The sequence below is a fragment of the Peristeroidobacter soli genome, assembly GCF_004138485.1.
Classification (GTDB): domain Bacteria; phylum Pseudomonadota; class Gammaproteobacteria; order Steroidobacterales; family Steroidobacteraceae; genus Steroidobacter; species Steroidobacter soli.
Genome location: NZ_ML142848.1, coordinates 311,887 through 335,111, shown reverse-complemented (window position 1 = coordinate 335,111; position 23,225 = coordinate 311,887). Strand labels below are relative to the sequence as shown.

The 23,225-nt window shown below is 62.5% G+C and carries 21 protein-coding genes; 16 read left to right on the top strand and 5 right to left on the bottom strand.

Annotated elements, in window-relative coordinates:
* Positions 1-18: 18 nt before the first annotated feature.
* From EKO19_RS01290 to EKO19_RS01270, 5 genes are all read right to left on the bottom strand, one after another.
* On the bottom strand, positions 19-597 hold the full coding sequence (locus tag EKO19_RS01290) for a cysteine hydrolase family protein (RefSeq protein ID WP_217705068.1): 579 nt from the start codon (positions 595-597) through the stop codon (positions 19-21).
* Positions 598-612: 15 nt separating this feature from the next.
* Positions 613-1,809 carry a CaiB/BaiF CoA transferase family protein gene (locus EKO19_RS01285; RefSeq protein ID WP_129774605.1) on the bottom strand — a complete coding sequence of 399 codons (1,197 nt, stop codon included), beginning with the start codon at positions 1,807-1,809 and terminating at the stop codon, positions 613-615.
* Positions 1,806-2,951, bottom strand: a complete 1,146-nt coding sequence (locus tag EKO19_RS01280; protein ID WP_175596921.1) for a CaiB/BaiF CoA transferase family protein — start codon at positions 2,949-2,951, stop codon at positions 1,806-1,808. Before EKO19_RS01280 ends, EKO19_RS01285 begins: the two co-directional genes overlap by 4 nt.
* 23 nt (positions 2,952-2,974) lie before the next feature.
* On the bottom strand, positions 2,975-4,186 hold the full coding sequence (locus tag EKO19_RS01275; protein WP_129774603.1) for an FAS1-like dehydratase domain-containing protein: 1,212 nt from the start codon (positions 4,184-4,186) through the stop codon (positions 2,975-2,977).
* Between the two features lie 107 nt (positions 4,187-4,293).
* Positions 4,294-5,520, bottom strand: coding sequence for a CaiB/BaiF CoA transferase family protein (locus EKO19_RS01270; protein ID WP_129774602.1), 1,227 nt, complete (start codon positions 5,518-5,520; stop codon positions 4,294-4,296).
* 107 nt (positions 5,521-5,627) lie between these two features.
* Here EKO19_RS01270 and EKO19_RS01265 point away from each other — a divergent pair, with 107 nt between their 5' ends.
* The 16 genes from EKO19_RS01265 (at position 5,628) to EKO19_RS01190 (ending at position 23,222) form a co-directional block, all read left to right on the top strand.
* Positions 5,628-6,464 carry an HTD2 family dehydratase gene (locus EKO19_RS01265; RefSeq protein ID WP_129774601.1) on the top strand — a complete coding sequence of 279 codons (837 nt, stop codon included), beginning with the start codon at positions 5,628-5,630 and terminating at the stop codon, positions 6,462-6,464.
* A gap of 36 nt (positions 6,465-6,500) precedes the next feature.
* Positions 6,501-7,244, top strand: coding sequence for an SDR family NAD(P)-dependent oxidoreductase (locus EKO19_RS01260; protein WP_129774600.1), 744 nt, complete (start codon positions 6,501-6,503; stop codon positions 7,242-7,244).
* Positions 7,245-7,247: 3 nt separating this feature from the next.
* Positions 7,248-8,165 (top strand): NAD(P)-dependent oxidoreductase, encoded by a 918-nt coding sequence (locus EKO19_RS01255; RefSeq protein WP_129774599.1) that lies wholly within the window; start codon positions 7,248-7,250, stop codon positions 8,163-8,165.
* Between the two features lie 43 nt (positions 8,166-8,208).
* The gene (locus tag EKO19_RS01250) at positions 8,209-9,129 is read left to right on the top strand and encodes an SMP-30/gluconolactonase/LRE family protein (RefSeq protein ID WP_129774598.1); all 921 of its coding nucleotides are present in this window, start codon (positions 8,209-8,211) and stop codon (positions 9,127-9,129) included.
* A 33-nt stretch (positions 9,130-9,162) separates the two neighbouring features.
* Complete coding sequence (locus EKO19_RS01245; RefSeq protein ID WP_129774597.1) at positions 9,163-9,687, top strand: helix-turn-helix transcriptional regulator; 525 nt, start codon at positions 9,163-9,165, stop codon at positions 9,685-9,687.
* Positions 9,688-9,713: 26 nt separating this feature from the next.
* Entirely contained in the window at positions 9,714-12,134 is a 2,421-nt protein-coding gene (locus EKO19_RS01240; RefSeq protein WP_129774596.1) for a TonB-dependent receptor, read from the top strand.
* A 22-nt stretch (positions 12,135-12,156) separates the two neighbouring features.
* A complete protein-coding gene (locus tag EKO19_RS01235; protein WP_129774595.1) occupies positions 12,157-12,459 on the top strand; it encodes a DUF1330 domain-containing protein in 303 nt (100 codons plus the stop codon).
* Positions 12,460-12,543: 84 nt separating this feature from the next.
* The gene (locus EKO19_RS01230; protein WP_217705067.1) at positions 12,544-14,316 is read left to right on the top strand and encodes a thiamine pyrophosphate-binding protein; all 1,773 of its coding nucleotides are present in this window, start codon (positions 12,544-12,546) and stop codon (positions 14,314-14,316) included.
* 15 nt (positions 14,317-14,331) lie between these two features.
* The gene (locus EKO19_RS01225) at positions 14,332-15,000 is read left to right on the top strand and encodes a glutathione S-transferase family protein (RefSeq protein ID WP_129774593.1); all 669 of its coding nucleotides are present in this window, start codon (positions 14,332-14,334) and stop codon (positions 14,998-15,000) included.
* Between the two features lie 32 nt (positions 15,001-15,032).
* Positions 15,033-15,761 (top strand): GntR family transcriptional regulator, encoded by a 729-nt coding sequence (locus EKO19_RS01220; RefSeq protein WP_175596919.1) that lies wholly within the window; start codon positions 15,033-15,035, stop codon positions 15,759-15,761.
* 178 nt (positions 15,762-15,939) lie between these two features.
* Positions 15,940-18,309, top strand: a complete 2,370-nt coding sequence (locus EKO19_RS01215) for a TonB-dependent receptor (protein ID WP_129774591.1) — start codon at positions 15,940-15,942, stop codon at positions 18,307-18,309.
* 53 nt (positions 18,310-18,362) lie between these two features.
* Complete coding sequence (locus tag EKO19_RS01210) at positions 18,363-18,974, top strand: carboxymuconolactone decarboxylase family protein (RefSeq protein ID WP_129774590.1); 612 nt, start codon at positions 18,363-18,365, stop codon at positions 18,972-18,974.
* Between the two features lie 5 nt (positions 18,975-18,979).
* Entirely contained in the window at positions 18,980-20,308 is a 1,329-nt protein-coding gene (locus tag EKO19_RS01205) for an MFS transporter (protein WP_129774589.1), read from the top strand.
* A 7-nt stretch (positions 20,309-20,315) separates the two neighbouring features.
* Positions 20,316-21,473 carry an acyl-CoA dehydrogenase family protein gene (locus tag EKO19_RS01200; protein WP_129774588.1) on the top strand — a complete coding sequence of 386 codons (1,158 nt, stop codon included), beginning with the start codon at positions 20,316-20,318 and terminating at the stop codon, positions 21,471-21,473.
* On the top strand, positions 21,463-22,449 hold the full coding sequence (locus EKO19_RS01195; RefSeq protein WP_129774587.1) for an acyl-CoA dehydrogenase family protein: 987 nt from the start codon (positions 21,463-21,465) through the stop codon (positions 22,447-22,449). The genes EKO19_RS01200 and EKO19_RS01195 overlap by 11 nt, the downstream gene beginning before the upstream one ends.
* Complete coding sequence (locus tag EKO19_RS01190; protein WP_129775944.1) at positions 22,449-23,222, top strand: SDR family NAD(P)-dependent oxidoreductase; 774 nt, start codon at positions 22,449-22,451, stop codon at positions 23,220-23,222. The genes EKO19_RS01195 and EKO19_RS01190 overlap by 1 nt, the downstream gene beginning before the upstream one ends.
* Positions 23,223-23,225 lie beyond the last annotated feature (3 nt).

Genomic DNA, 23,225 nt, shown 5'->3' with positions numbered 1-23,225 from the left:
CCGCAGTATACCTGGGGCCTATTCGAACGCGACCTCCGTGGAGGAGGACAGCTTGCAGAACCGCTGGAAGGACTTGATGGCGCCTTCGTGCTCTTCCGTCGACAGGCCGCAGCAGGCGTCCTCGAGTACGACCATTTCATAGTCGCGGTCATGACCTTCGCGGACCGCCGCCTGCACCACGGCGTTGGTCGAAATGCCCGAGCAGTAGATGCGACGCACGCCGTGGGTGCGCAGGATCACCTCAAGGTTGGTGCCGTAGAACGGGCTCACGCGATGCTTGACGATGTCGAAGTCGCCGGCCTGCTGGCCCAGCTCGGGGTGGGTTTGCGTGCCCCAGGTGCCCAGCTTGAACACGCCGTTCTTGCGGGCGCCGGAGAAGATCGGCGAGTGGGTCGGGCATTCCCGATAGTCCGGTGAAAAACCGACGCGGACGAAGCCGATGGGCAGGTTGGCGGCGCGGGCCTTGTCGATTGCACGACGGGTGTTCTCGATGATCCGGCGCGCGCGCACCTGCTCGCCATACGCCGCCTTGCCGTTCGGGCCGTCGGCGTGCACCAGGTCGTTCATCATGTCGAGCACGAGATAGATGCTGCTCACTTGGCAATCCCTCAGTTAAAGAATGACTTCGCGCCGTTCGAGGTCGGCGCGCTGGGCCGAGCTCAGACCGAGCAACTCGCCGAAGACATAGTCTTCATCCTGCCCCAGGGCCGGCGTCAAGCGGCGGATGCCAACATCGGTGGTCTTGGAAAATCGTACGGGCGCGCCGACGGCGACGCGAGTCGGAATATCGGGGCCGCTGACTTCACGAGTCACACCGCGTTCTCGCAAATGTGGATCGCGTGCGATGTCCGCTGTGTTCCAGGAAACATGGGCGCAGACGCCGGCGCGTTGCAGCCGTTCGGCCATGCTGTCGGCGCTGGCGTTTGCCAGCCATTTTGCAAGCAGGACATCGAGTTCGGCGGAATGGCGCACGCGAGCCTCGGCAGTGGAGAACCGGGAATCGACGGCGGCCGCGGGTTGTTCCAACTCACGTACCAGTGCCTGCCATTCCCGGTCGCCGCGAACGGCGAGTGTCAGCCAGCGGTCCGGTTCGCGCGTGGGGTACACACCGTGCGGAGCCATCGACATGTGACTATTTCCTGGCCGGGCCGGTTCGATGCCCAAACTGGCCAGTACCAGCGCGTCGCCGATCATCGCCGAAGCAACTTCTCTCGCGGCCACGTCGACGTGTTGTGCTTTCCCGGTAAGGCGGCGTTGATGAAGCGCGGCCATGGTTGCCGCGGCGGCATGGAGCCCGGCGGAATGATCCATCACGTGGCGCATCTCGACCGGGGGGCCGTCGCTGTAGCCGCTCATCCAGCCCAGTCCACCCCAGGCGCCAAACAACGGCGCGTAACCGGCGAAGTGCGAGTCCGGGCCGCTTTGCCCGCACGACGACAGCGACAACAGAATGACGTCGGACTTCACTTTGCATAGTTCTTCGAAGCCGAGGCCCAGGCGTTTCATCACACCGGCGCGAAAGCTTTCGGCGGTGATGTCCGAGATGGCCACGAGGCGCTTTGCCAGCACCACCGCTTCCGGATGTTTCAGATTGAGTCGTACCGACAGCTTGTTGACGGACACCTGGTCGAACGTAGCGGCCGTCATTCGTCCGTAAACGGCATGCGGTTTGCGAAACGCGTCTGGCCGGGTCTTGCTTTCGATCTTGATGCATTCGGCGCCGAGCTGGCCGAGCAGTTGGGTGCAGAAGGGGCCGGCCGCATGAATCGTGAAGTCGGCGATTCGTACGCCGCGCAGGGGAGCCGTCATCGAGTCAGCTCCCGATTCATCTCGCCCAATTCCGGCAGACGCTGGCTGACTTGCAGCGGCGTGGCGCGGAATTGGAAGGGCGCGACCATGACTTCGGCTTGTTCATTTCCATTAATGGCCAATGGTGCGAACAGGCCACGGAAGCGCTCGTGCTCGCCGTTGATGACATCCGCGGGTGTGCGGTACTTCGCGGCAGGCACACCCAACTGTTGAGCGCGGTGGACGATGTCGTCGACGTGATGTCGGCTCATCCATTCGCGAATGTGAGCATTGATCTCATCGCCGCGCCGGCTGCGTTCCAACGGATCGAGCAGCGCCGGATCGCGCGCCCATTCGGGGCGATCCTGAAGCTCCACCAGCGCCTGCCACTGGCGATCTTCCAACGTGAGCAATTCGACAAAGCCGTCTTGAGCTTCGAAGACGCCGCCATAGCGGAAGCGTCGGGTGCTTCGGTGTTCCAGCGAACCGTCTCCCAATCGTTGTAATGCGAACGCGCCCACCGAGAGCACCGCGTCCTGTACCGATACATCCACATATTGGCCGCCGGCCTCCGCGACCGACCACCACGCCGACAGCGCGGAAAACGCCGCCATGCAGCCGCCTTGATACTGAGCGAAATGGCCGTAGATTTTCAGCGGCGGCCGATCCGGAAAACGCTCGTGCGACAAGCCGTTCGGCAACAGAAAGCCTTCGCCGCCGGCATGCAGCAGATTCACTTCCTCGCCGTCCCAATCGGCCTTGGGGCCGCTCGCGCCAAAGGGCAGCACGCTCACATGAATGAGCTTGGGGAAGTATCTGGCGATGGCTTCCGGATCGAGCTTGCGGGCCGCGCGGTCGTGGACCGGCGTGTCGTCGATCAGGATGTCCGCGTTCTCGAGAACGCCGGCAAGCACGCTTTGACCTTCCGGTGAAAGCAGATCGCAGGTGAGACTGCGTTTGTTGGGCGCCAGGAATCCAAACAATGCACTGGGCCCGCCGTCCTTGACCAAAGGAGGGGCCGTCCGTAACGGCGACCCCTCCTTCGGTTCGAGCATCACCACAGTGGCGCCCATCGCGGCGAGCAGGCGACCTGCATAAGCCGCCGCGACAGAGCGTGAGTTCTCGACGACGCGACAACCCGCGAGTGGCAATCCATTGATCACGTGATGCCTCTGCAGCGGCTCGGTTAACGAATCAGCGGCAACTCGAGATCGACGCCCGAGCCGTCGATGAATGCCGGCAACTTCACGTCGCGCGAGGGCAGGGCAACGGTCGCCAGACCCGGCGTCGTCACTTCGCCGCGCTGATTTTCGGCGGCGATCTCGATGTCGACCAACGCGGTCCTGTCCTTCACGTACTTGCGGACGACCTTGCCTTTGCAGAAGGTCGTGTCGCCGACGATGTTGAAACGGCGCATTTCACTGCGCACTCGCTTGAGGATGCCGGCGTCGCCCATCCAGTTGGTGATGAGGGAGCACATCCACGAAGAGCGCTGCGGGCCGTAGTCGTAGGTGCCCGGCACGCCGACTTCTTTCGCCACCGATTCGCGATGATGGCCGATGCCGGTGTACTCGACGCCACCGCCAGCCTCGGGATTGCGGAAGAAGTGGCCGGGATGTTTGACCGCCGCTTGCAGCACCACGCCGTGCGTATGACCACGACCGCAACCGACCAGGAATCCCATCGTATCCATGAGTGACAGCGGGCCACGCGCGATGCTCGGCAGTTCTTCGCCTTCCTTCACATCTTCCCAGTAGCGAACGGCGGAGCCGCGAATGTTCTTGGGCTCGTCGAGCACCATCTGATCGATGCGATCATGTTGCTCGTCGGTGTATTGATACTGCTCGATATCTTTGTACTTGCCGGTGTCGCGCGCGGCTTTGCGCTCATGACGCGTGCAGGTGCCCAAGGCGCGAGCAACCAGTTCGCTGCGCTGGTTGTAGTAGCAGGCTTCGACGTACTGCAGGACCAGTCGACCGGAGAACTTGCTCTGCTTCTCCTCCACGCCGACGACGCGTTCGATGGCGGTGATGCGATCGCCCGGACGCACGTGACGAAACAGTTCCCAGTCGTTGCCGGCGTAGAAGCCGTGCACGCCGGGCAGACCCCAGCGCGTGCGTCCCAACCAACCGAAGGCCATCGGGAACATGGGATGCGCGAGCATCGAGCCGTAGCGAGTCGACGCGCCGTAACCGATCTCCCGATACAGCGGGTTCAAGTCGCCGATGCCGTTGCACCAGTTACGCAACGTGTCGGCGGTGGCGTCCTGGAGATACGGACCTTCGGGGCGCAGGTGCAGGCCGATCATGGCCCTGGCATCGGCGATGGCCTGGTCGGTGATGCGGCCCTCGGCGGGCGCGGAACCGACTTCGGAGGAGGTGGCGGCTGGATTACTCAAAGATCGTCTCCTGAATGGATAATGCAGAATGCATTCTTTTATCTGGCACTGTCAACGACTGTTGCTCGTCGGGAGCGGCATCGGACGGTGGCTGAGAGCAGCGCCGGTCAGCGCTCGTTGCGAACGGGCGCCCAGGCGAAAGCATTCGGGGCCGCTTCTTGAACGGCGCCGGTGCTCAGCATCGATCGATATTCCTCTGGCGTGACACCGGCGGTGCCAAGCAGCTCGGCGGTGTGCGCGCCGAGTTCGGGAGGCGGTTGGGTCGGTACACCGTCCGAGCCGGCGTGCAAGCGAGGGAACTCAGGAACGGCGAAGTCGAGCGTTCGTAGTGGAACGTCTCGCAGTTTCCCTGGCTCACGCGCTTGAGGTGCATCGAGCACGCGCTCGAGCGGCAACACTTCGGTGAAGCCGACGCCCGCGGCTTTCAAACGTGCAGTGGCGGCGTCGAACGTATGCGCGGCCATCGCGGACTTCACCAGGTCCTCCACTTGTTCGCGCACTTTTTTTCGTTGACGCAACGTGGCGAGGGAGTCGTCGGGGGGCAGGCCCATGGCCTGGCTGAACTTCAACCAATGACCGTCCGTGAGCATCAGCAAATAAATCCAGCGCCGGTCGGATGTCTGATAAGCGCCGTAGCCAGGCATGCTGAATTCACCATGAGGCTCGCGCTCGGGACGGCCCAAAAGCTGGGTTTTCAGCTGAATTCCCACCAGATCGCGCGAGGCGACGTGCAGTCCTGTTTCATACAAACCGATTTCGACAGGCTCGGCTGCGGTGTTCTTTTCGCGTGAGTTCAGCATCGAGGCGAGGATGCCGATGACCGCATAAGCACCCGCGAACTGATCGTGATACGAAGGGCCGAGGCGACTCGGTCGTCCATTGATGCGGTTCGCTTCCATGACGCCGGTGGACGCTTCGGCCACCGGATTGGACGCGAGATCGTCTTGCTGGGGCCCGGCGGCATAACCGCGAATGTGACAATAGACGAGTTGCGGATTGACGGCTTCACAGTCCTCGCGCGTGAGCTTCAGCTTGCGAGCGGCCTTGGGAGAAAGGTTGTGGACCAAGGCATCGGCCGTCTTCAGCAACTTGCAAAACGCCGCATGACCTTCGGGTTTCGACAGGTCGATGCACACGCTTTTCTTACTGTGACTGTAGGCAATGAAGGTGCCGCTCGGGCCGCCACGGACCAGGCTGCGGGTCGGATCGCCGGTCGGCGGTTCGACCTTGATGACCTCGGCGCCGAGCTGCGAAAGGATGTGGGCGGCGAACGGGGCGGCCAGCATGGTGCCGAGCTCGATGACCCGGCGACCGGCCAGGGGAGGGAGTTTCATGACGATCTATTTAGCTCGCAGGGGTTCCTTTTATATAGAATGCATTCTATATTGTTCTCAGGCAAGCGCTTCGGCGCTCAGACCTGAATTCATTGACGGGGGTATGCGTGCCTGCGGATCTGCAAGCCTGGGTGGGCCGGGAACAGGAAACTGACGAGCGGATTTCGGTGTCCGTGGCTCGGGCCATGGCCGCCACTCTCGATCTCGAATCCGTCCTGGATGCTGGACAGCCACTTCCGCCCGGTTGGCAGTGGTTGTTCTTCAATCCCACGGCGCGTGCCAGTGCACTTGGCGTGGATGGCCATCCTCAACGCGGCGGTTTCTTGCCGCCCATCGAACAGCCGCGTCGCATGTGGGCCGGCAGTCGCATCCGTTACCTGGCGCCATTGCCGATCGACGCGACAGCGAAGAAGCGCAGTCGCATCCTCAAGATCGAGAGCAAGACCGGCAAGCGTGGCTCGTTGGTGTTCGTTACCCTCGAGCACACAATCACGTGCGATGGCACCGTGTGCATCTCGGAAGAACAGGATGTCGTCTTTCGCGAGGCGACGACGTCGAGTGCGGACTCTCAACCGCGGCGTTACGACGGCGTGGCGCAGTGGAGTCGCAGTGTCATGCCGGACACGACTCTGCTATTCCGCTATTCGGCGTTGACCTTCAACGGTCATCGCATTCACTACGACCAGGCGTACGCTCGCAACGAAGAGGGCTATCCGGACCTGGTCGTGCACGGACCGCTCACTGCTACGCTGTTACAGCAGTTCGCGGTGGAGCATGGTGGCGGTCGACGCCTCGCCGGTTTTGATTTTCGAGGGGTAGCACCGCTGTTCGTCAGTCGCGCCTTCCAGCTCGAAGGGCAGGCGAGCGACGATGGCACGCTGGCGCTGTGGGCGCGCGGGCCGGAGGGCGAGTTGGCGATGTCGGCCAAGGCGAGCTTCGTTTAGCTCGGGTCTCTTTTTGAGGTTCAGGGGTAGAGAGTTATGGCGCAGCATCTGAGCGGACCGCCGAGTCTGGCCGGGCAAGTGGTTCTGATCACCGGCGGGTCTGGCGGCATGGGGCGCGCAGTCGCCAATACCTTCAGGGCCGCGGGCGCGAGCGTCATCGCCACCGATCTGAGCGAGCACGAAGACATTGGCCCTGGCATCGAGTATCGCCAGTACAACGTCACGTCGCGCGCCGATACGGACAAAGTCATCGACGGCGTATTGGCTCGTCACGGCAAGGTAGATGTTCTCGTGCTGTGTGCCGGCGTGATCGCTCGCACGCCGCTCGCGCAGAGCACCGACGAAGAGTGGAATTCGATGCTGTCGGTCAATGTGCTCGGCGTCGTGAACCCGGCTCGCAAGTTGTTTCCCATCATGTGTGAGAAGGGCTACGGCAAGATTCTCGCGTGCGGCTCGATCGCCGCGAAGAATGGCGGTGTCGCATCGGGTCCTGCGTACGTTGCTTCCAAGGCGGCGGTCCATGGAATGATGCGTTGGATTGCGAAGGCCGGCGCTCCTCATGGCGTGTACGCCAACACACTCGCGCCGGGTCCGGTTGAAACCGCGATGTGGGCGAATGTCACGAGCAACCAGGCGCCGTCGGCAAATGCCACTGTTCCTTTGGGGCGCTACGGCAACGCCGAGGACATCGCGCAAGCTGCCTTGTTTCTGTGCTCGCCCGCGTCCAACTGGATCACCGGCACGTCGCTGGATATCAGCGGCGGCATGTGGATGGATTGAGCCATGAGCGCTGCAGCAGCTGCGACGATCGGTTTCGTCGGTCTCGGCGTGATGGGCGCGCCGATGTGTCGAAACATCGCGCTCAAGCATCCCGGCGACGTGATTGCGTTCGACATGAACGCGTCGGCATTCGCCGGCTTGGAAGGAACGAAGGCGACTCGGGCTCAAACACTGACCGAGATCGCACGGCGCGCGGACATCGTGTTTCTGTCGCTGCCGGGCGATAAGCAGGTCGAGCAGGTGTGTCTCGGTGCGGAAGGGCTGACCAGCGGATCGCATCGACCGAAGATCATTGTCGACTTGAGCACGACGACCGTCGCCGGCGCGCGTAGTGTCGCTGAGCGTCTGGCATCAATGGGCGTCGCATTCGCAGACGCGCCGGTGGCTCGTACGAGAGAAGCGGCACAGCGCGGCGAGTTGAGCATCATGGTCGGTGCCGATGAGGCACTGTTCGCGCGCATCTCACCTCTGTTGAGTTATATGGGCTCCGATGTCACGCACTGTGGCGCCGTGGGATGCGGCCAGGTCGTCAAGCTCGTCAACAACGCATTGCTGTTCGAGAACACCGTTGCCATCGCTGAAATGATGGTGGTCGGAGCGCGCGGTGGCGTGCGACCGGAAGTTTTGATCGAAGCTGTGTCCAAGGGCTCGGGTGACAGCTTCGCCCTGCGCAATCACGCGCGCAAAGCGATGTTGCCGCGGCAGTTCCCGGACAAAGCGTTTTCTCCTGAGTACGTGCTGAAAGACATCAGCTGCGTGCTCGAGCTGGCGGAGCAGGTGGGGGTTTCGGCGCATGCCACGCAGCTCGCGCAACGCTACTACGCGGCGACGGCGACCAACGGCTGGTCGGGGCGCTACTTCCCGGCAGTGATCGAAATCGTGGATCGGAATATCGAGCTGCCCGGCGGCGGCCAGGACTGAGCCAGCCCTACATATATATGTGTGCCGTCCGGGGGAATGAGTAATGTCGCAACTGCAGGGCCGTGTCGTCGCCTCCGGTCTGGGATTTCCAGAAGGGCCGATCGCCATGCCGGATGGCAGCGTGCTGTTCGTGGAGATCGCGGGCCGTTGCTTGAAGCGATGGCTGCCCGGCAGTGAAGTCAAAGTCGTCGCGGAATTGGGCGGCGGTCCGAACGGTGCGGCCATCGGCCCTGAGGGTCACTGCTACGTCTGTAACAACGGCGGATTCAGCTGGCGCACCGACGATGGATTCACTCGACCGACAGGTGAGGCGTCCGATTACAAAGGCGGCAGCATTCAACGAGTGAACCTGTCGACCGGAAAGGTCGAGGTGCTCTACACCCATTGCGACGGGGTGCCGCTGCACGGCCCCAACGACATCGTGTTCGATTCGCACGGCGGTTTTTGGTTTACGGACTTCGGCAAGAAGTTCGCCGACCGTCTCATGCTCGGCGCGCTGTACTACGCGCGCATCGATGGAAGTTTCATTCGACGTGCCGCGTTCCCGCTGCTGACACCCAACGGCGTCGGCCTGTCGCCGGACGAGCGAACGCTGTACGTCGCGGAGACGGAGACGAGTCGGTTGTGGTCGTATCCGGTGATCGAGCCGGGGCAGTTGCAGTTACAGTCATTTCCATCGCCCAATGGCGGCAAGCTGGTCGCGGGTCTGCCAGGCTATCAACGTTTCGATTCGCTGGCGGTGGAAGCGAGCGGCAATATCTGTGTCGCAACGCTGGTGCGCGGTGGCATCAGCGTGTTCTCGCCGGCGGGCGAGCTCATCGAGTTCTACGAGGCGCCGGAAGGGTATTGCACCAACATTTGTTTTGGCGGCCCGAGCATGCGCACGGCCTACATCACGCTGTCGGGCTACGGTCAGCTGTTCGAAGCGCAGTGGCCCAGGCCCGGCTTGCGACTGGTGGCGTGAGAGGGTTGCAACGTGACGCAGGATTCCACGCTGGTGCCCAACGATTCGCTGCGCGGCTTCGACGAGATCGTCACGCGTCTGGGCGGAGATCCCCGTGGGCTTCGTGACGCCGCGGGTGTGGAGCCCGGTGCGGAACATGTTTCCTCGCGGCAGCTCCATGAAATGGCCACGATTTTCATCGACCGTCGTTTCCGCAGGGGGCTGACGCCGTTGACCCTGCCCGCGCGAATTCACATCGCGCGGCTGCTCGTCGAAGGGGAGTGCACGCAGGAGTCGCTCGCGGCGGCTCTGCGCCTTCATCGCCGCACCTTGCAGCGGAAGTTGCGGCAGGAAGGGGAGTCGTTCGAAACGCTGCGGGATTCGGTGCGTCGGGACATGGCGCTGCGCTATCTGCAGCAGCCGGATATTCCGCTGATGCGCGTGACCGAGATGCTCGGGTACTCCGAAGCATCGGTGCTGTCGCGCAGCTGTGTGCGCTGGTTTCTGGCGTCGCCAAGGGAGTTGCGCAACGGATTGAACCGGCACGACGCAAGGCTTGCATTTAACGGTAACTGTTGACAGTTGACAATCTTCCGGGGGAGATCATGAGAACACGCAAACTCGTTACGCATCTGGTGTGTGGCTGCCTCGCCACGGGCGGCGTGGCCGCCGCTCAGGCGCAAACGACCTCGTCCGATGCAGCAGCCACGCAGACGGGCGAAACGCTCGAAAGCATCATCGTCACGGCTCGCAAGAAGAACGAATCGATTCTGAAGGTGCCGGTGGTGATGACGGCGATCACTCAGGAATCGCTCGAACAACACGCGACCGACGATTTGTACACGGTCGCTCAGCGCGTGCCGGGCCTGCTGATCGGCACATCGTTGGCGGCGAATGGATTGCAGGTGTCGATCCGCGGCATCGGCACCACTGCGAACAATGCGACGGTCGACAACTCGATCTCGCTCAACGTCGACGGCCTGCAGCTGACGCAGGGTCTCGCGTACGGCATCGGCATGTTCGACGTCGCGCAGGTCGAAGTGATGAAAGGTCCGCAGGCGCTGTTCTACGGTAAGAACAGCCCGGCCGGCGTGATCTCCCTGCGCAGCGTCGATCCCACCGACACGTTCGAATCCAGCGCTCGCGTCGGCTATGAGTACGAAGCGGAGGAAAAGATCGCCGAGGCGATGATCTCCGGTCCGGTCTCCGATTCGGTGAAGCTCAGGCTCGCGGCGCGCTACTCGGATCAGGCCGGCTATTTCCGCAACGACGCGGAAGTGATTCCCGGACTGGCGAGCATCAACCCCACCGATCGACGCGTCACGCCGACGGAAGATGTGATCGTTCGCGGTACGGCGCTGTTCACTCCCGATGGGCCCTACAGCGCGAAGCTGAAGACCAGCTATCAGTACACCGACATGCAGGGCACCTGGCCGGCGAATGAGTTGGGCTACTGCCCCGACGGCACGGGTGGCGTTGCTCCGCGCAACATCTCCTTCATCGCCGGTGACGACTGCAAGATCAATCGGAGCATTCGTGTTGCCTGGCCGGACCCCGCGGTGTTCACCGGTCTGCGCAACGGCGGCAAGCCGTTCAACACACAGAAGCAGTTGCTCACATCGCTGGAGCAGAACATCAACTTCGGTAACGGCCTGACGCTTACGTCGTTGACCGGCTACTACTGGCTGAATCAGGAATATCTGTATCTCGCCAGCGTGATCGGCGGCGCATCCGCGCTGGTCTCGGACAGCGACTTCGACAGCGACCAGTTGACGCAGGAATTCCGGCTCGCGTCGGACTACGACGGCCCGATCAATTTCACGTTGGGCGGTTTCTATCAGGACGGCATGCAGAAGACGGCCGTGCGTCTGAGAGGCAACACGGTCCTCGGCCTCGCCGACACGCTGAACGATTTCGCTCACCACATCGACATCGACTCGATTTCGTTCTTCGGTCAGGTGGTTTGGAAGATCGCGCCGGACCTGGAGCTCGCACCGGGTGCGCGCTGGACGCGTGAGAAGCGCTCGCATGAGCAGTACAACTACAACGCGGCCAACGGTCCGGTTGGCAAGTCGGTGCTGCTGGATCCGGAGATCGAAGCGACCAACGTTTCGCCGGAAGTGACCTTGACCTACTCGGCGACCGACGATCTCACCCTGTTCGCCGCTTACAAGACCGGCTTCAAGTCGGGTTCGTTCAACGGTGTCATCTTCCTGACTCCGACCACGGCCGGCTCGTTCGACGACGAGAAGGTGAAGGGCGGTGAAGTGGGTTTGAAGAGCCGGCTGCTCGATCGCCAGCTCTCGTTCAATGCCGCTGCCTACTACTACAAGTATTCGAACCTGCAAGTCGGCGCCAACGAAATTTCCGGTGTGACCGGTGCGTTGATCCTGCGCACGCTCAACGCGGCGTCGGCCGATGTTTATGGTGTCGACATGGACGCGACCTTCGCGCCTTTCAGCATCCCTGGGTTCAGCGTGCAGGCCGCGTTGAACTACAACCGCGCGCGTTATACCTCATTCCCCAATGCGCCTTGCGGCAACGGCCAGACCATCGGTCAGGGCTGCGATCAACTGCTCAATCCGGCGACTGGCCGCTACACCTCGCAGGATCTGGAAGGCGAGCCGCTGGTGCGCGCGCCGGAGTGGATGGGATCGCTGGGCTTCGATTATGAGATGCCGGTCGGCGATACCTTGCGGCTCAGCTTCGGCACGCTGGCGAGCTTCTCCTCGAAGTACTCGCTGAATCTGATCAATGCGCCGGGCTTCTTCCAGGACGACTACGTCAAGGCCGGTGCCAACGTGACGCTCAAGGCCGGCGAGAAGTGGGAGCTGGCGCTGATCGGCAACAACCTCAACGACAAGATCACCGCGGCGAATTGTTTCAATTCGAATTCGCAGAACGGCGTGTTCTTCGGCGGCCAGGTTGCGGGCGCGGTGCTGCCGGGACCCGCGGGTTCCGATGAGGCGTCGTGCGTGGCAGAGCGGGGGCGTGAAGTCTGGTTGCGCGCCACTTTCCGGATGTGAGTTTCAGTCGAGGAGTTGGATCATGACCGCGTACGTCGTCATCATTCGTAACAAGACCGTCGAGCCCAAACATTTCGAGCAGTACTTCAAGCTGGCGCCTCTGGCGCCGGCGCAGAAGGCGAGCTTCGTGGCCAAGAACAGCGAGTTCGAAGTGCTCGAGGGACCGCCCGCCGAGACCGCGGTCATCTTGAGTTTCCCATCGATGGAGGATGCGCGCGCCTGGTATCGCAGCGATGAGTACCAGGCGGCGGTGGCGCATCGGCTCAAAGCGGCGGATTACCGGACGCTGCTGATCGACGGCCAGATCAATCTGCCCGGCGCCTGACGGTCAAAAATCGTAATGTGTAAACTGTTGACACTTTGCGCGGTTCGGCCATCATAGGCAGGTCCCCACAGGAGCATCGTCGACGTGAAAATTCATGAGCGCATCGTTGAGCTGATTCAGGCCGAGGACGTCGACACGATCTTCGGCATTCCCGATCCGGGCCTGTTCGGCATGTTCATGACGGCCGAAGCGCGCGGCATGAAAGTGATCGCCCCTCATCACGAACAGGCCGGCGCGTTGATGGCCGACGGCGTGTATCGACTGACCGGCAAACCGGCCGTGCTCGGTGTCAACAAAGGTCCCGGCGTCGCCAACATGGCGGCGGGCGCGATCTATCTGGCCAAGGAGAACGTGCCGGCGATCTTCGTCATGGGGCAGCGTCACAGGCTGTACGAGCAGCGCGTGCGCCGGGGCAAGATGCAGTACCTGAGTCAGCCGAAGCTGTTCGAAGGCGCGATGAAGTATGTGGGCATCATCGAATATCCCGAGCAGGTCGATGAAATCGTGCACGAGGCCTTTCGTCGCGCACTGAGCGGCGTGCCGGGTCCTGTGTATATCGAGTTGCCGTTGAGTGTCATGCAGGCGGATCTCACGTTGCCGCCCGCGCCGGCGCCGCATCGTTATCGCCTCGTGCATCAGCGCGCGAGCGACGATGCGATCAACGATGCCGTCGCTGCGTTGAAGCGCGCGAGCCATCCCATCCTGTTGGTCGGTCAGGGCGCGTTCGTGTCACGTGCGCATCGCGAAGTGGCGGAGCTGGCGCGCAAGCTGGCTTGCCCGGTGATTCAGACGACCGGCGGCCAGGCGGTCATCGAAGGGCTGGACGATCGCACCTTCCCGTACGGTTCGGCGGTCGCTTCCGAAATCGTCGCGAAGTCCGATGCCGTGGTCGCCATCGGCACCGAGCTTGGCGAGCCGCTGCACTACGGTCGCGGCCGGCACTGGAGCAAGGGCAACGTCGAGCGTCAGTGGATTTATATCGAGCGCGATCCCACCGCCATCGGCGTCAACCGTCCGATCGATGTGCCGCTGGTCGGCGATCTGCGCGATGTCGTTCCTCAGCTGAGCGCGGCGCTCAAGACCGAGCGCAAGGCGCCCGAAGAATTGCCGGGCTGGAGCAAGGCTCACGCGGCTCAGCAGAAGCAACTGTTCGATTCCGTCTCCACCACATCGACCCCGATTCATGGGGCTCGTCTCGCGGTGGAGTCGACCCGTGTGCTGCCGAAGGACGCCGTGATCGTTCGCGATGGTGGCGCATCGAGCATGTATTTCGGCGCCCTGATGCACAACCCGCCTCGCGATCTGATGTGGAATTCGAACTACGGCGCCGTCGGTCCGGGACTGCCGTACGCGATCGGTGCGCAGGTTGCGGTCGGCAACTCGCGTCGAGTGGTGCTGCTGACCGGCGACTCGTCCATCCTGTTCCATATTTCCGAACTCGAGACGGCGGTTCGTAAGAATCTGCCCGTCATTTGTATCGTGGCGGTCGACTACGCCTGGGGCATCGAGGTCGCTTCGTACAAAGCGAACTTCGGCCCGGATTGCACGGCGACTGAAGCGAAGTGGAACACACAGGTTCGTCTCGACAAGACCGCCGAGAGCTTCGGTGCTCACGGTGAATACGTCGAGAAGGCTGAGGACATCGGGCCCGCGGTGACGCGAGCGTTGGAGTCCGGCAAGCCCGCGCTGATCCATGTGGTCATCGACAAAGCATCGGTCCAATCGTTCTCGGAGCTGCCTGGCTTCGCCGAGTTCCGGACCTGGTACGGCGAAGAGGGCGACAACCTCGGCGTGCCCGCGGCGCCGGCGCCTTCGCAGGCTCAAGCGGCGCCGATCACTAAGGGTAGCGGTTACTAATCGAGGCGAGGGCGCATGAGAGTCATCACAACGCCTGAATCTCCCTTTGGCGCGCGCGTGCTGATCGCTGCGCGCGCCAAACAGCTCGAGCTGGAGTGCGTGCGTCCGCCGACCGGTGGGGTGAAGTCAGCCGAATATCTGGCGCTCAACCCCATCGGCAAGATTCCGCTGCTGATCACCGACACCGGTGAGGCGATTCCGGAGTCGCAGAGCATTCTCAACTATCTCGAGGCGCGTTTCCCGAGGCCGTCGCTGTTGCCGAATCTGCCGGAGCAACGCGCCCGGGTGGATGTGGCGATTCGTGTGGTCGATCTCTATGTCATGGCGCCGGTCATCCGGCTGTTTCCGCATCTCAATCCGGCGACGCGCGATGAGCGCGCCGTCGAGAATGAGCTGACGCGCTGGAAGCAGGGCCTGGCCTCGCTGGCCCATTTCATGAAGACGCCGTTGCCGAAGGCGGATGGGGCGGTGTCGCTGGCCGATTGCGTGCTGCCGCCGTCGCTGCATCTGAGTGCCCGCATCGCGCGGATGCTGGGCGTGGAGGGCAACCTGCTGGAGCCTCACGAGCCGCTGCTTGAGTACTATGCACGGATGCAAGATCATCCCATCGTTGGGCCCGTGCTCGACGATCTGACCGCCGCGCAGACCATTTACGACGCGAAGGCCGTCAGGAAGTCGCATTGAACGGGAGGTCGGCACTTCGGGAGATCCATGGATTGTTGAACAATAAGGTGCGTGCGCATTCGCTGGTCGACAGCGTCACCGAACGACTCGAAGCCGCGATTCTGAGCGGCGAGTTGGCGGCGGGCAGCAAGCTCAGCGAATTGCAGCTGGCGATGTCGTTGGGCGTCAGCCGGGGCCCGCTGCGAGAGGCGATCCGCCGGCTCGAAGGGCGCAAGCTTCTGGAGCGCACCACCAACATCGGCGTGCGAGTGGTGGCGCTGTCACGCAAGGATGTGTCGGAGATCCTGCAGGTTCAGGAAGTCCTGCAAGGTCTGGCGTGCGGCCTGGCCGCGAAGCACATGAGCGATGCGGATATCGACGCGCTCGAGCAGGTGCTGACCCGTTACAAGCACAAGCCGGGCAAAGGGGAGGACTACGACTCCTGGGATCTGGATTTCCACACCCGCATCATCGTGGGCAGCGGCAACGAACGGCTCAGCAAGATGCTCACCGAAGAGGTGAACTTCCTGCTCAAGGTGCATCGTTCCGTCGCTGTGACGACGCGTGAGACGGCATTGCGAGTGGTGGAGGAGCACAAGCAGATCATCGCGGCGCTCCGCCGTCGCGATCCGGTCGCGGCCGAGGCGGTGATGCGTGAACATATCAGTCACGCACGCATCGAATCGTTGTCGGCCGAGTTCGCCGATGATGTGACGGAAGCGAAAAAGAAGACGCCGGCGAAAAAGAGCGGGCGCGTGCGGGCGGCGAAGTCGGTGCGGTGATGAGTCAACGGGAGTCGCGCGGTTTGCTTTAGCAAAGTGTCGACAGTTTACAATCGAAGGGATCGGCGATAAGGTCGTTCGAGAGGGCGACGCGAAGCGACTGCGCGGGTGCGGATGTCACAGGGACCGCAGTTGACGATGAATATTGCAAGTATTCGGTCAATTTTTCGGGGGAGTCATGTACAAACATTCGCGTCGACTGATGGTTGGCGTCATTGCATTGCTCGAGACCGCCGGCGCCTTCGCACAGGTCGCGCCCGGCGAGACCACTGACGATACTCAAGCGCGCGGCCGTGTCGGCCTGGAAACGGTGGTGGTCACCGCCCGCAAGCGTGCCGAATCGCAGCAGGATGTGCCGGTCGCGATCTCCTCGATCACGCCGACCCAGCTCGAAAGCAATATCGCCACCGACCTCAGCAAAGTCGCCGAGCTTGCCCCGCAAGTGATGATCGGGCGAAACACCAATGGCACGGGCGGCTTTCTCACTATCCGGGGTATCAGTTCCTCGGGTACCGATGCGGGCCTGGATCAAAGCGTGGCGGTGAGCATCGACGGCGTGCCGCTCAGTCGTGGCCGCGTCATCAATTCGAGTGTGTACGACATCGCGCAGGTGGAAGTCCTGGCGGGTCCGCAGTCTTTGTTCTTCGGCAAGAATTCCCCGGCGGGCGTGATTTCCCTGCGCAGCGGCGATCCCACCGATCATTTCGAAGCCAGCGTCAAGGCCGGCTACGAGATGGAAGCCGAAGAGCGCTACGTCGAAGGCATGGTGTCGGGGCCGATCTCGGACACGTTCTCGGCGCGACTCGCGTTCCGAGGCAGCGCCATGAATGGCTGGATCGACAACGTCGCTCAGCCGGTCGCCGATCCGTTGCATCCTGGTGTGACGGTGCCAGGCGCGACGTTCGGTAACAAAGGTCCCGATGGCGACAACTATTCCGGTCGCCTGACGTTGCGTTGGGAGCCTTCGTCGGACTTCAACGCGAATTTGAAAGTGACCTGGGACAAGCAGTCGATGAATGCGATGAACGCATACGTCGAGCTGTATTGCACCGGGGGGCAGACCGTGCCGACGATCGCCGTCATCGCCATGCCTTATGCCGATTGCGAGAAGAATCAGCGCAAGGCGGAAGCGTCGTTGCCGGCGGTGTACGCCGAGAACTATCCGTACGGCAATGGCGGTCTGCCTTACTACGATTCGAAGTTCGTGCTCGGCGCGCTGACGCTCAACAAGGAGTTCGACAAAGTCTCGCTCACGTCGACGACGGGTTACTACGACCAGACCGTGACTGGCGGCAACAACGCCGACTACACGCCGTTCTCGCTGCTGTGGAGCACGCAGCACGAGGATTACGAGCTGTTCACGCAGGAAGTGCGCGTGAATACCGAGTTCGACGGTCCGCTCAATTTCATGGGCGGTGTGTATTTCGAGAAGTCGCGCCGGCCCTGGTTCAATGCCGCCGATCTGTTCCACGGCGGTTTCAACGTCATGGCCCAGAACTGGACCACGTTCGAGACGCGCGCCAGCGTCGACAGCGAAAGCTATTCCGGCTTCGCGCAGGTGCGCTGGAACATCACCGACTCGCTGGAGCTGGCCGGCGGTGCGCGTTACACGCATGAAGAGAAAGATGGCGACTTCGAGAATCTTTCGATCGGCGTCACCACGCTCAATCTGCGTCCGGTGGGCGACGTCCTGCACTCCAGCTACGACGACGACAATGTTTCTCCGGAAGTCACCCTGACCTGGCATCCCGCGCCGGATCAGACGATCTACGGCGCCTACAAGACCGGCTTCAAATCGGGCGGCCTGTCGAACGGCGCGATTCTGCAACGGGCCTTCACCGTCGACAGCGTGAAGTTCGGTCCGGAAGAGAGCAAAGGCTTCGAGATCGGTTACAAATCGACCTTGCTGGCCGACACGTTGCGACTGGATGTGACGGCGTATCGATATGAGTACGACGGCCTGCAGGTGGCGTCGTTCGATCCGACCACGCTCAGCTTCAATATCGGCAATGCCGCCGCGGCTCGCACCGAAGGTGTCTCTGGATCGTTCAACTGGCTCGCGACCGACAATCTTTCCTTCAACGGCAATGTCGGCTACAACCGCGCACGCTACACGGACTATCGGACTGCGCCGTGTTATGCGGGCCAGACTGCGGCACTCGGCTGTGTCGGCGGCTCGCAAAATCTTTCTGGAACCGCGCTGGTTCGCGCGCCCGATGTGACATTCAGCATCGGTGCCGACTATCGCGCACAGTTCACCGCCGGATGGATCGCCGACTTCTCCGTCGACGCTTCCCACAGCGATTCGTATCAAGCGCACACCGACAATCATCCCGGTGGCATGCAAGACGCGTTCTGGCGCCTGAACGCGGCCATCAATCTGATGCCGGAGGACGAGCGCTTCAAGCTGTCGTTGATCGGACGCAACCTGACCAACGAGTACTACATGATCGCTTCGTCCAGCGCGCCGGGCGGTCCGCCGACCCAGTTCGTTGCAACGTTCAATCGTCCGCGCGAAGTCGTGCTCCAGGCCGAATACAACTTCTGACGCGGGAACATCGCAGGCGAGGGACCGCCGACCTTTTAAGTGAGAGATCATCCATGGCACGACTCCAACTCGTCTTCAAGCCGTCCGACTTCCCGCCGTCCGACTATCCAGGCACTCCCGATGCCTCGACCAGGCAGGCGGTGCAGGACTTGTTCAATCACATGTTTCCGGGCAACGCGAATCCGGAGATCCCCGGCAAGAGCGCTGCGTTCGCCACGGTCGCGCGCGATCCGAAGCTGGCGATGCGGCTCATCCAGCTCAGCGACTACATCGTTCGCGAGATGCCGTGGACCTCGCAGCAGAAGGCGGTCAAGGAATTGGCGGTGCAGACGTTGAATGTGCACTTCAAGTGTCACTTCTCGTTCCAGTCGCACATGCGCGGCGCCGAGGCGGCGGGCATTTCGATGGAACAGCAGGCCTGCATCCCGTTCTGGAAAACGGCCAACGTGTTCGACGACGAACAGCGCCTGGTGATCGAGTACACCTTCGCCGTCTGCAGCGGTGAAGTGTCCGATGAATTGTTCAAGCGCGTCGTCAAACAGTACGGCGAGCAGGGCGCACTGGAGTTCACGATGGCCATCAGTTGGTGGTCGCTGTGGGCCATGATCATCAACGCCACCGGCACCGAGCACGATTTCGGTTACGGCAAGAAGAAGAGCGCCTGACGGCGATGAACTCCCAGCCGCATACTCCGGCTTTCTCCGCGAGTTCATTGGAGCTGTCGATGGCGGATGCCGGCAAGTTCTTCGGCTGGAAACTGTTGGCCGCGCTGTCGGCCATCGTCTCCGTCAATCTGGGTGTGGCGTACGTCGGTGCGAGCGTGATCAACGCACCGATGGCCAGGGAGCTCGGCCTGAGTCGAGGGACTCTCGGCTTGGGCTCCACGGTCTTCGTGCTCTCGGTCGGTCTGGGTGCGCCTCTGGTCGCGCGGGTCATCAACTCGCTCGGGGCGCGCCTGTCGCTGTGTATCGGCTCTCTTTTTGTCGCCTTTGGCTCCATCTTGCTCGCCTCCTGGGTGACTCAGGGCTGGCAGTATGTGGTCGCTTACGGACTGATGCTGGGACTGGGCTGCGCCTTCGGTGCGCTGATTCCGGCGCAGACCTGTGCGAGCGCATGGTTTGAGAGGAGGCGCGCGTTGGCACTGGCGTTGGTGTTGACCGGTAGTGGTATTGGCGGATTGCTGTTCGCGCCGTTGCTGACGCGCGTGATTGCATTGGCCGATGGCAACTGGCGGGCAGCATGGTACGTGGTACTCGTGGCTGCGCTGGCTGCGGCTGCCATTGCATTGCTGGTGGTGAAGAACCGGCCGGCCGATCTGGGGCAGCAGCCGGATGGTGCCAAGGCGCAGGCGATTCAGGGCGGCGAGCAGGCCACGGGCTTTGTGTCGACGGTGTATCGGACTCGTGAGCGCTGGACGGTCCGCGACGCGATGAGGACTCCGGCGTTCTGGCTCATTGGCGTTGCTGCGGTCGGTGAATCTGTGCCGTCCGTTGCCGCGATCGCTCACGCTGTTCCTCACCTGCGCGATCTCGGTCACTCCGCTGAAGCGACTGCCGCGGCACTCGGCTTGTTTGCAATGTGCACCATCGCTGGAAAGCTCAGCGTCGGATTTTTCTGCGACCGGATCGAGCCGCGTTATGCGTGGTCCGTGTCGATTGTGATGATGGGGTTGGCAGTGTTTGTAGCGACACACGCGCAGAGCGCGGCCGCAATGTATCTATTCACGGGCTTGCTCGGCTTCGGGTCGGGCGCCGCGTTGACGTGTTGGCATTCGACCGTGGCCAATTACTTTGGGCCGACGGCGTTCGCCTCGATCCTCGGCGCGCTGATGCCCTTCAGCAATGCCGTCGCCGCGGCATCGCCGTTTCTGGTCGGCCTGCTGTACGACCGACAAGGCACTTACACGATGGCGTTCTATGCCGTGAGTGCTGTTTCAATCATCTCCGCGCTCATGCTGCTTGCGGCCGTTCCACCCAGGCAGTCTCCAGCCACCCAGTAGAGGCACGATGGATTTCAGTTGGACGCCCGAGCATCTGGCACTTCGCGACTCGGTCCGGACGGTGCTCGCCGAGACCCTGCCTGCCGATTGGGATCGCATCGCCCGTGAAGGGCCAGGATCCGCCGAACAGACCGCGTTCTCACGAGAGTTCTGTCCGAAGCTGGCCGCGCGGGGGTTGTTGGTTCCGCATTGGCCGGTGGAGTTCGGTGGTCGCGGCGCCTCGACCTGGGAACACTTCATCATCGGCGAGGAGTTGTGGGCAGCCGGCGAGCCTCGCGGCCCGCAATATATGAATGTGAACTGGATCGGCCCGACTCTGATGCGTTACGGGTCGCCGGCTCAGCAACAGGAACATCTGCCCCGGATTGCCGCCGGCACCGTCATCTGGTGCCAGGGATTCTCCGAGCCGAACGCCGGCTCCGATCTGGCATCGTTGCGGACGCGAGCCGAACGGGTCGACGGCGGCTATCTCATCAATGGGTCGAAGATCTGGACGTCCTATGCGGCGGAGGCGGAGTACTGCTTCTTGCTCGCACGCACCAGTGCCGATCGCAAAGGGGGTATTGCCATCTTCCTGGTGCCCATGAACAGCCCGGGCATCAAGGTCCAGCAGATTCCGGCGTTGATTGGTGAAGGCGACATCCACGAGGTGTTCTTCCACGATGTGTTCGTCGCTGAGCCGCAGCGCCTCGGGGGCGAAGGGCAGGGGTGGGACATCATCACGCATGCGCTCGCTAACGAGCGTATCGGCATTCCGAGGTACGCCTTTGCTCGGCGTGCGCTCGATACAGCGATTGGCCTTTTGCGAGATCGCGGGGAGCTCGATTCGATCGCGGTCAAGGCACGTGCGGGTCAGGCGCTCGCGGCGGTCGAGGCTGCTCGGATGCTGGTGTATGGAGTGGTTGATCAGCGTGCCAAGCGGGGGGCGGATCGTGGGCAAGGTTCGCTGGCGCGATGGGCGGTGGTTTCGGCGGAGCGCGCCGTTTGTGAGTTCGTCCTCGACTTTGTGCCGGACGGATTGCACGAGGGGGCGCCGCCTTTGTTATTGGCACATCACATGCGAGCGATTGCGGCAGGGCTCGCTTCGGGTGCTGCCGAGGTTCAGCTCGACCTGATTGCCCGGATGTTTCTCGAACTGCCGAGGGAGCGCGCCCGTGCAGTTTGAGCTCACCGAAGAACAGACGATGCTGCTCGATGCGCTCGTCGCGATTACTGGCGAGGGCGCTGAGCCGGAGCGCTGTGTGGACCGGTACATTGCCGATCCGGCGCTGGAAGAACAGCTGCAGGATGCGGGGTTCTTCTCGCTGGCTCAGCATGGGTACTCCACGCTCGAAGCGGTACTCGTCGCTATCGGCATCGGCAAGCTGCCGGTCTGTGTCGAAGCAGCCACTTCGCTGTTGATCGGGCCGCTGTTGCCGGAGACGGTGCGTCGGCCGATCGCGATCGTTCGAGAGACTTCGGCTGGCGAGACGTCAGTCGCGGTGTCGGGTCGATCCGGATCACGTGCGGCGCGTCTTGCGACACGACCGATCCGATTCTTGTCGGGCGCGCACACCCTCGTCATCTTGGCCGACGATCAAGTGAGCCTGGTGGAGCTGCAACCGGAAGACGTGCGAGCGTGCACCACTCACTATGCGTATCCATACGGTGTGTTGGTACCAGCGGCGCTTGAGCGCGCGGTAGTAGTCGATGTGCCTGCGGACGAGTTGCTTCGACGCTATCGATTGGCGATTGCCGCTGAGATCACTGGAGCAGCGGACGCGGCGCTTCAGCGCACGCTGCGTCAGGTCAAGGAACGAGAGCAGTTCGGTAAGCCTATTGGTGCGTTTCAAGCTGTGCAGCATCGGCTGGCGATGGCCGCGACCAGCGTCGAAGCGTGTCGCGTTCTGACACTGCGAGCTGCCGATGGAGGCGACGCGGCTGATGCCGCCGCCGCTGCAGGCTATGCGCAAGAGATGGCGCGGCAGCTCACCTTCGATCTGCATCAGTTCTCCGGCGCGATGGGACTCACGCTCGAGTATCCGTTGCATCTATGGACTTATCGCATCCGTGCGTTGCAGGCCGAGTCGGGCGGCAGTCAGGAACAATTCGCGGCCTCGGTCGATCTGGCGTGGCCGCCGTCAAAGAGTCGAGGTGAATGATGAGCTCCCAGCCGGTGGCTTTGATTACTGGGGCGAGTGGCGACTTGGGGCGTGCGATTGCCGTGCGCCTCGCTGAGAAAGGCGTTGCCATCGTTGGCAGCGGGCGGAATCCTGAGGGGCTGCAGCGTTTGCAGGCGGCTCTGCCGAAGGGCGCGGCGCTTGCGACGATTCAGCAGGACGTAACACACGACAGCGCGCCTCAGGATGCAGTCGATCTCGCCATGGAGCGATTCGGTCGGCTCGATTACCTGGTCAACAATGCCGGCATCGGTCAGCCGAAGCCGGTGCACGAGACGTCCGACGCGGATCTGGATTTGTTTCTAGACGTGCTGTTGCGGGCGCCGTTTCGATACTGCCGCTCGGCGCTGGCGGCGTTTAAAGGCGAGGCGGCGATTGTGAACATCGCGTCTACGTTCGCGGTCATCGGTGGCGTGCGCGGCGGTGCTTATTCCGCGGCGAAGGCCGGAATCATCGGCCTCACTACGCACATGGCGGCTCAATACGGCGCGCAAGGCGTTCGATCGAATGTGGTCGCGCCCGGTGTGTTACGCACTGGAATGACCGAGTACGCCTGGAACAGCGAGCGATTCAAGCGAATGAACTTTGAGATGACGCCCGCCGCGCGCCCCGGCACGACGGAAGATGTCGCTGGCTTGGTGGCGCTGCTGTGCTCGCCCGATGGTGCGTTCATCAATGGTCAGGTGATCGCGGTCGATGGCGGCTGGAGCGCGACCAAGTATTTGAGTGAGGCCGCGCTGTCGCGCGCCGGGTAGAGG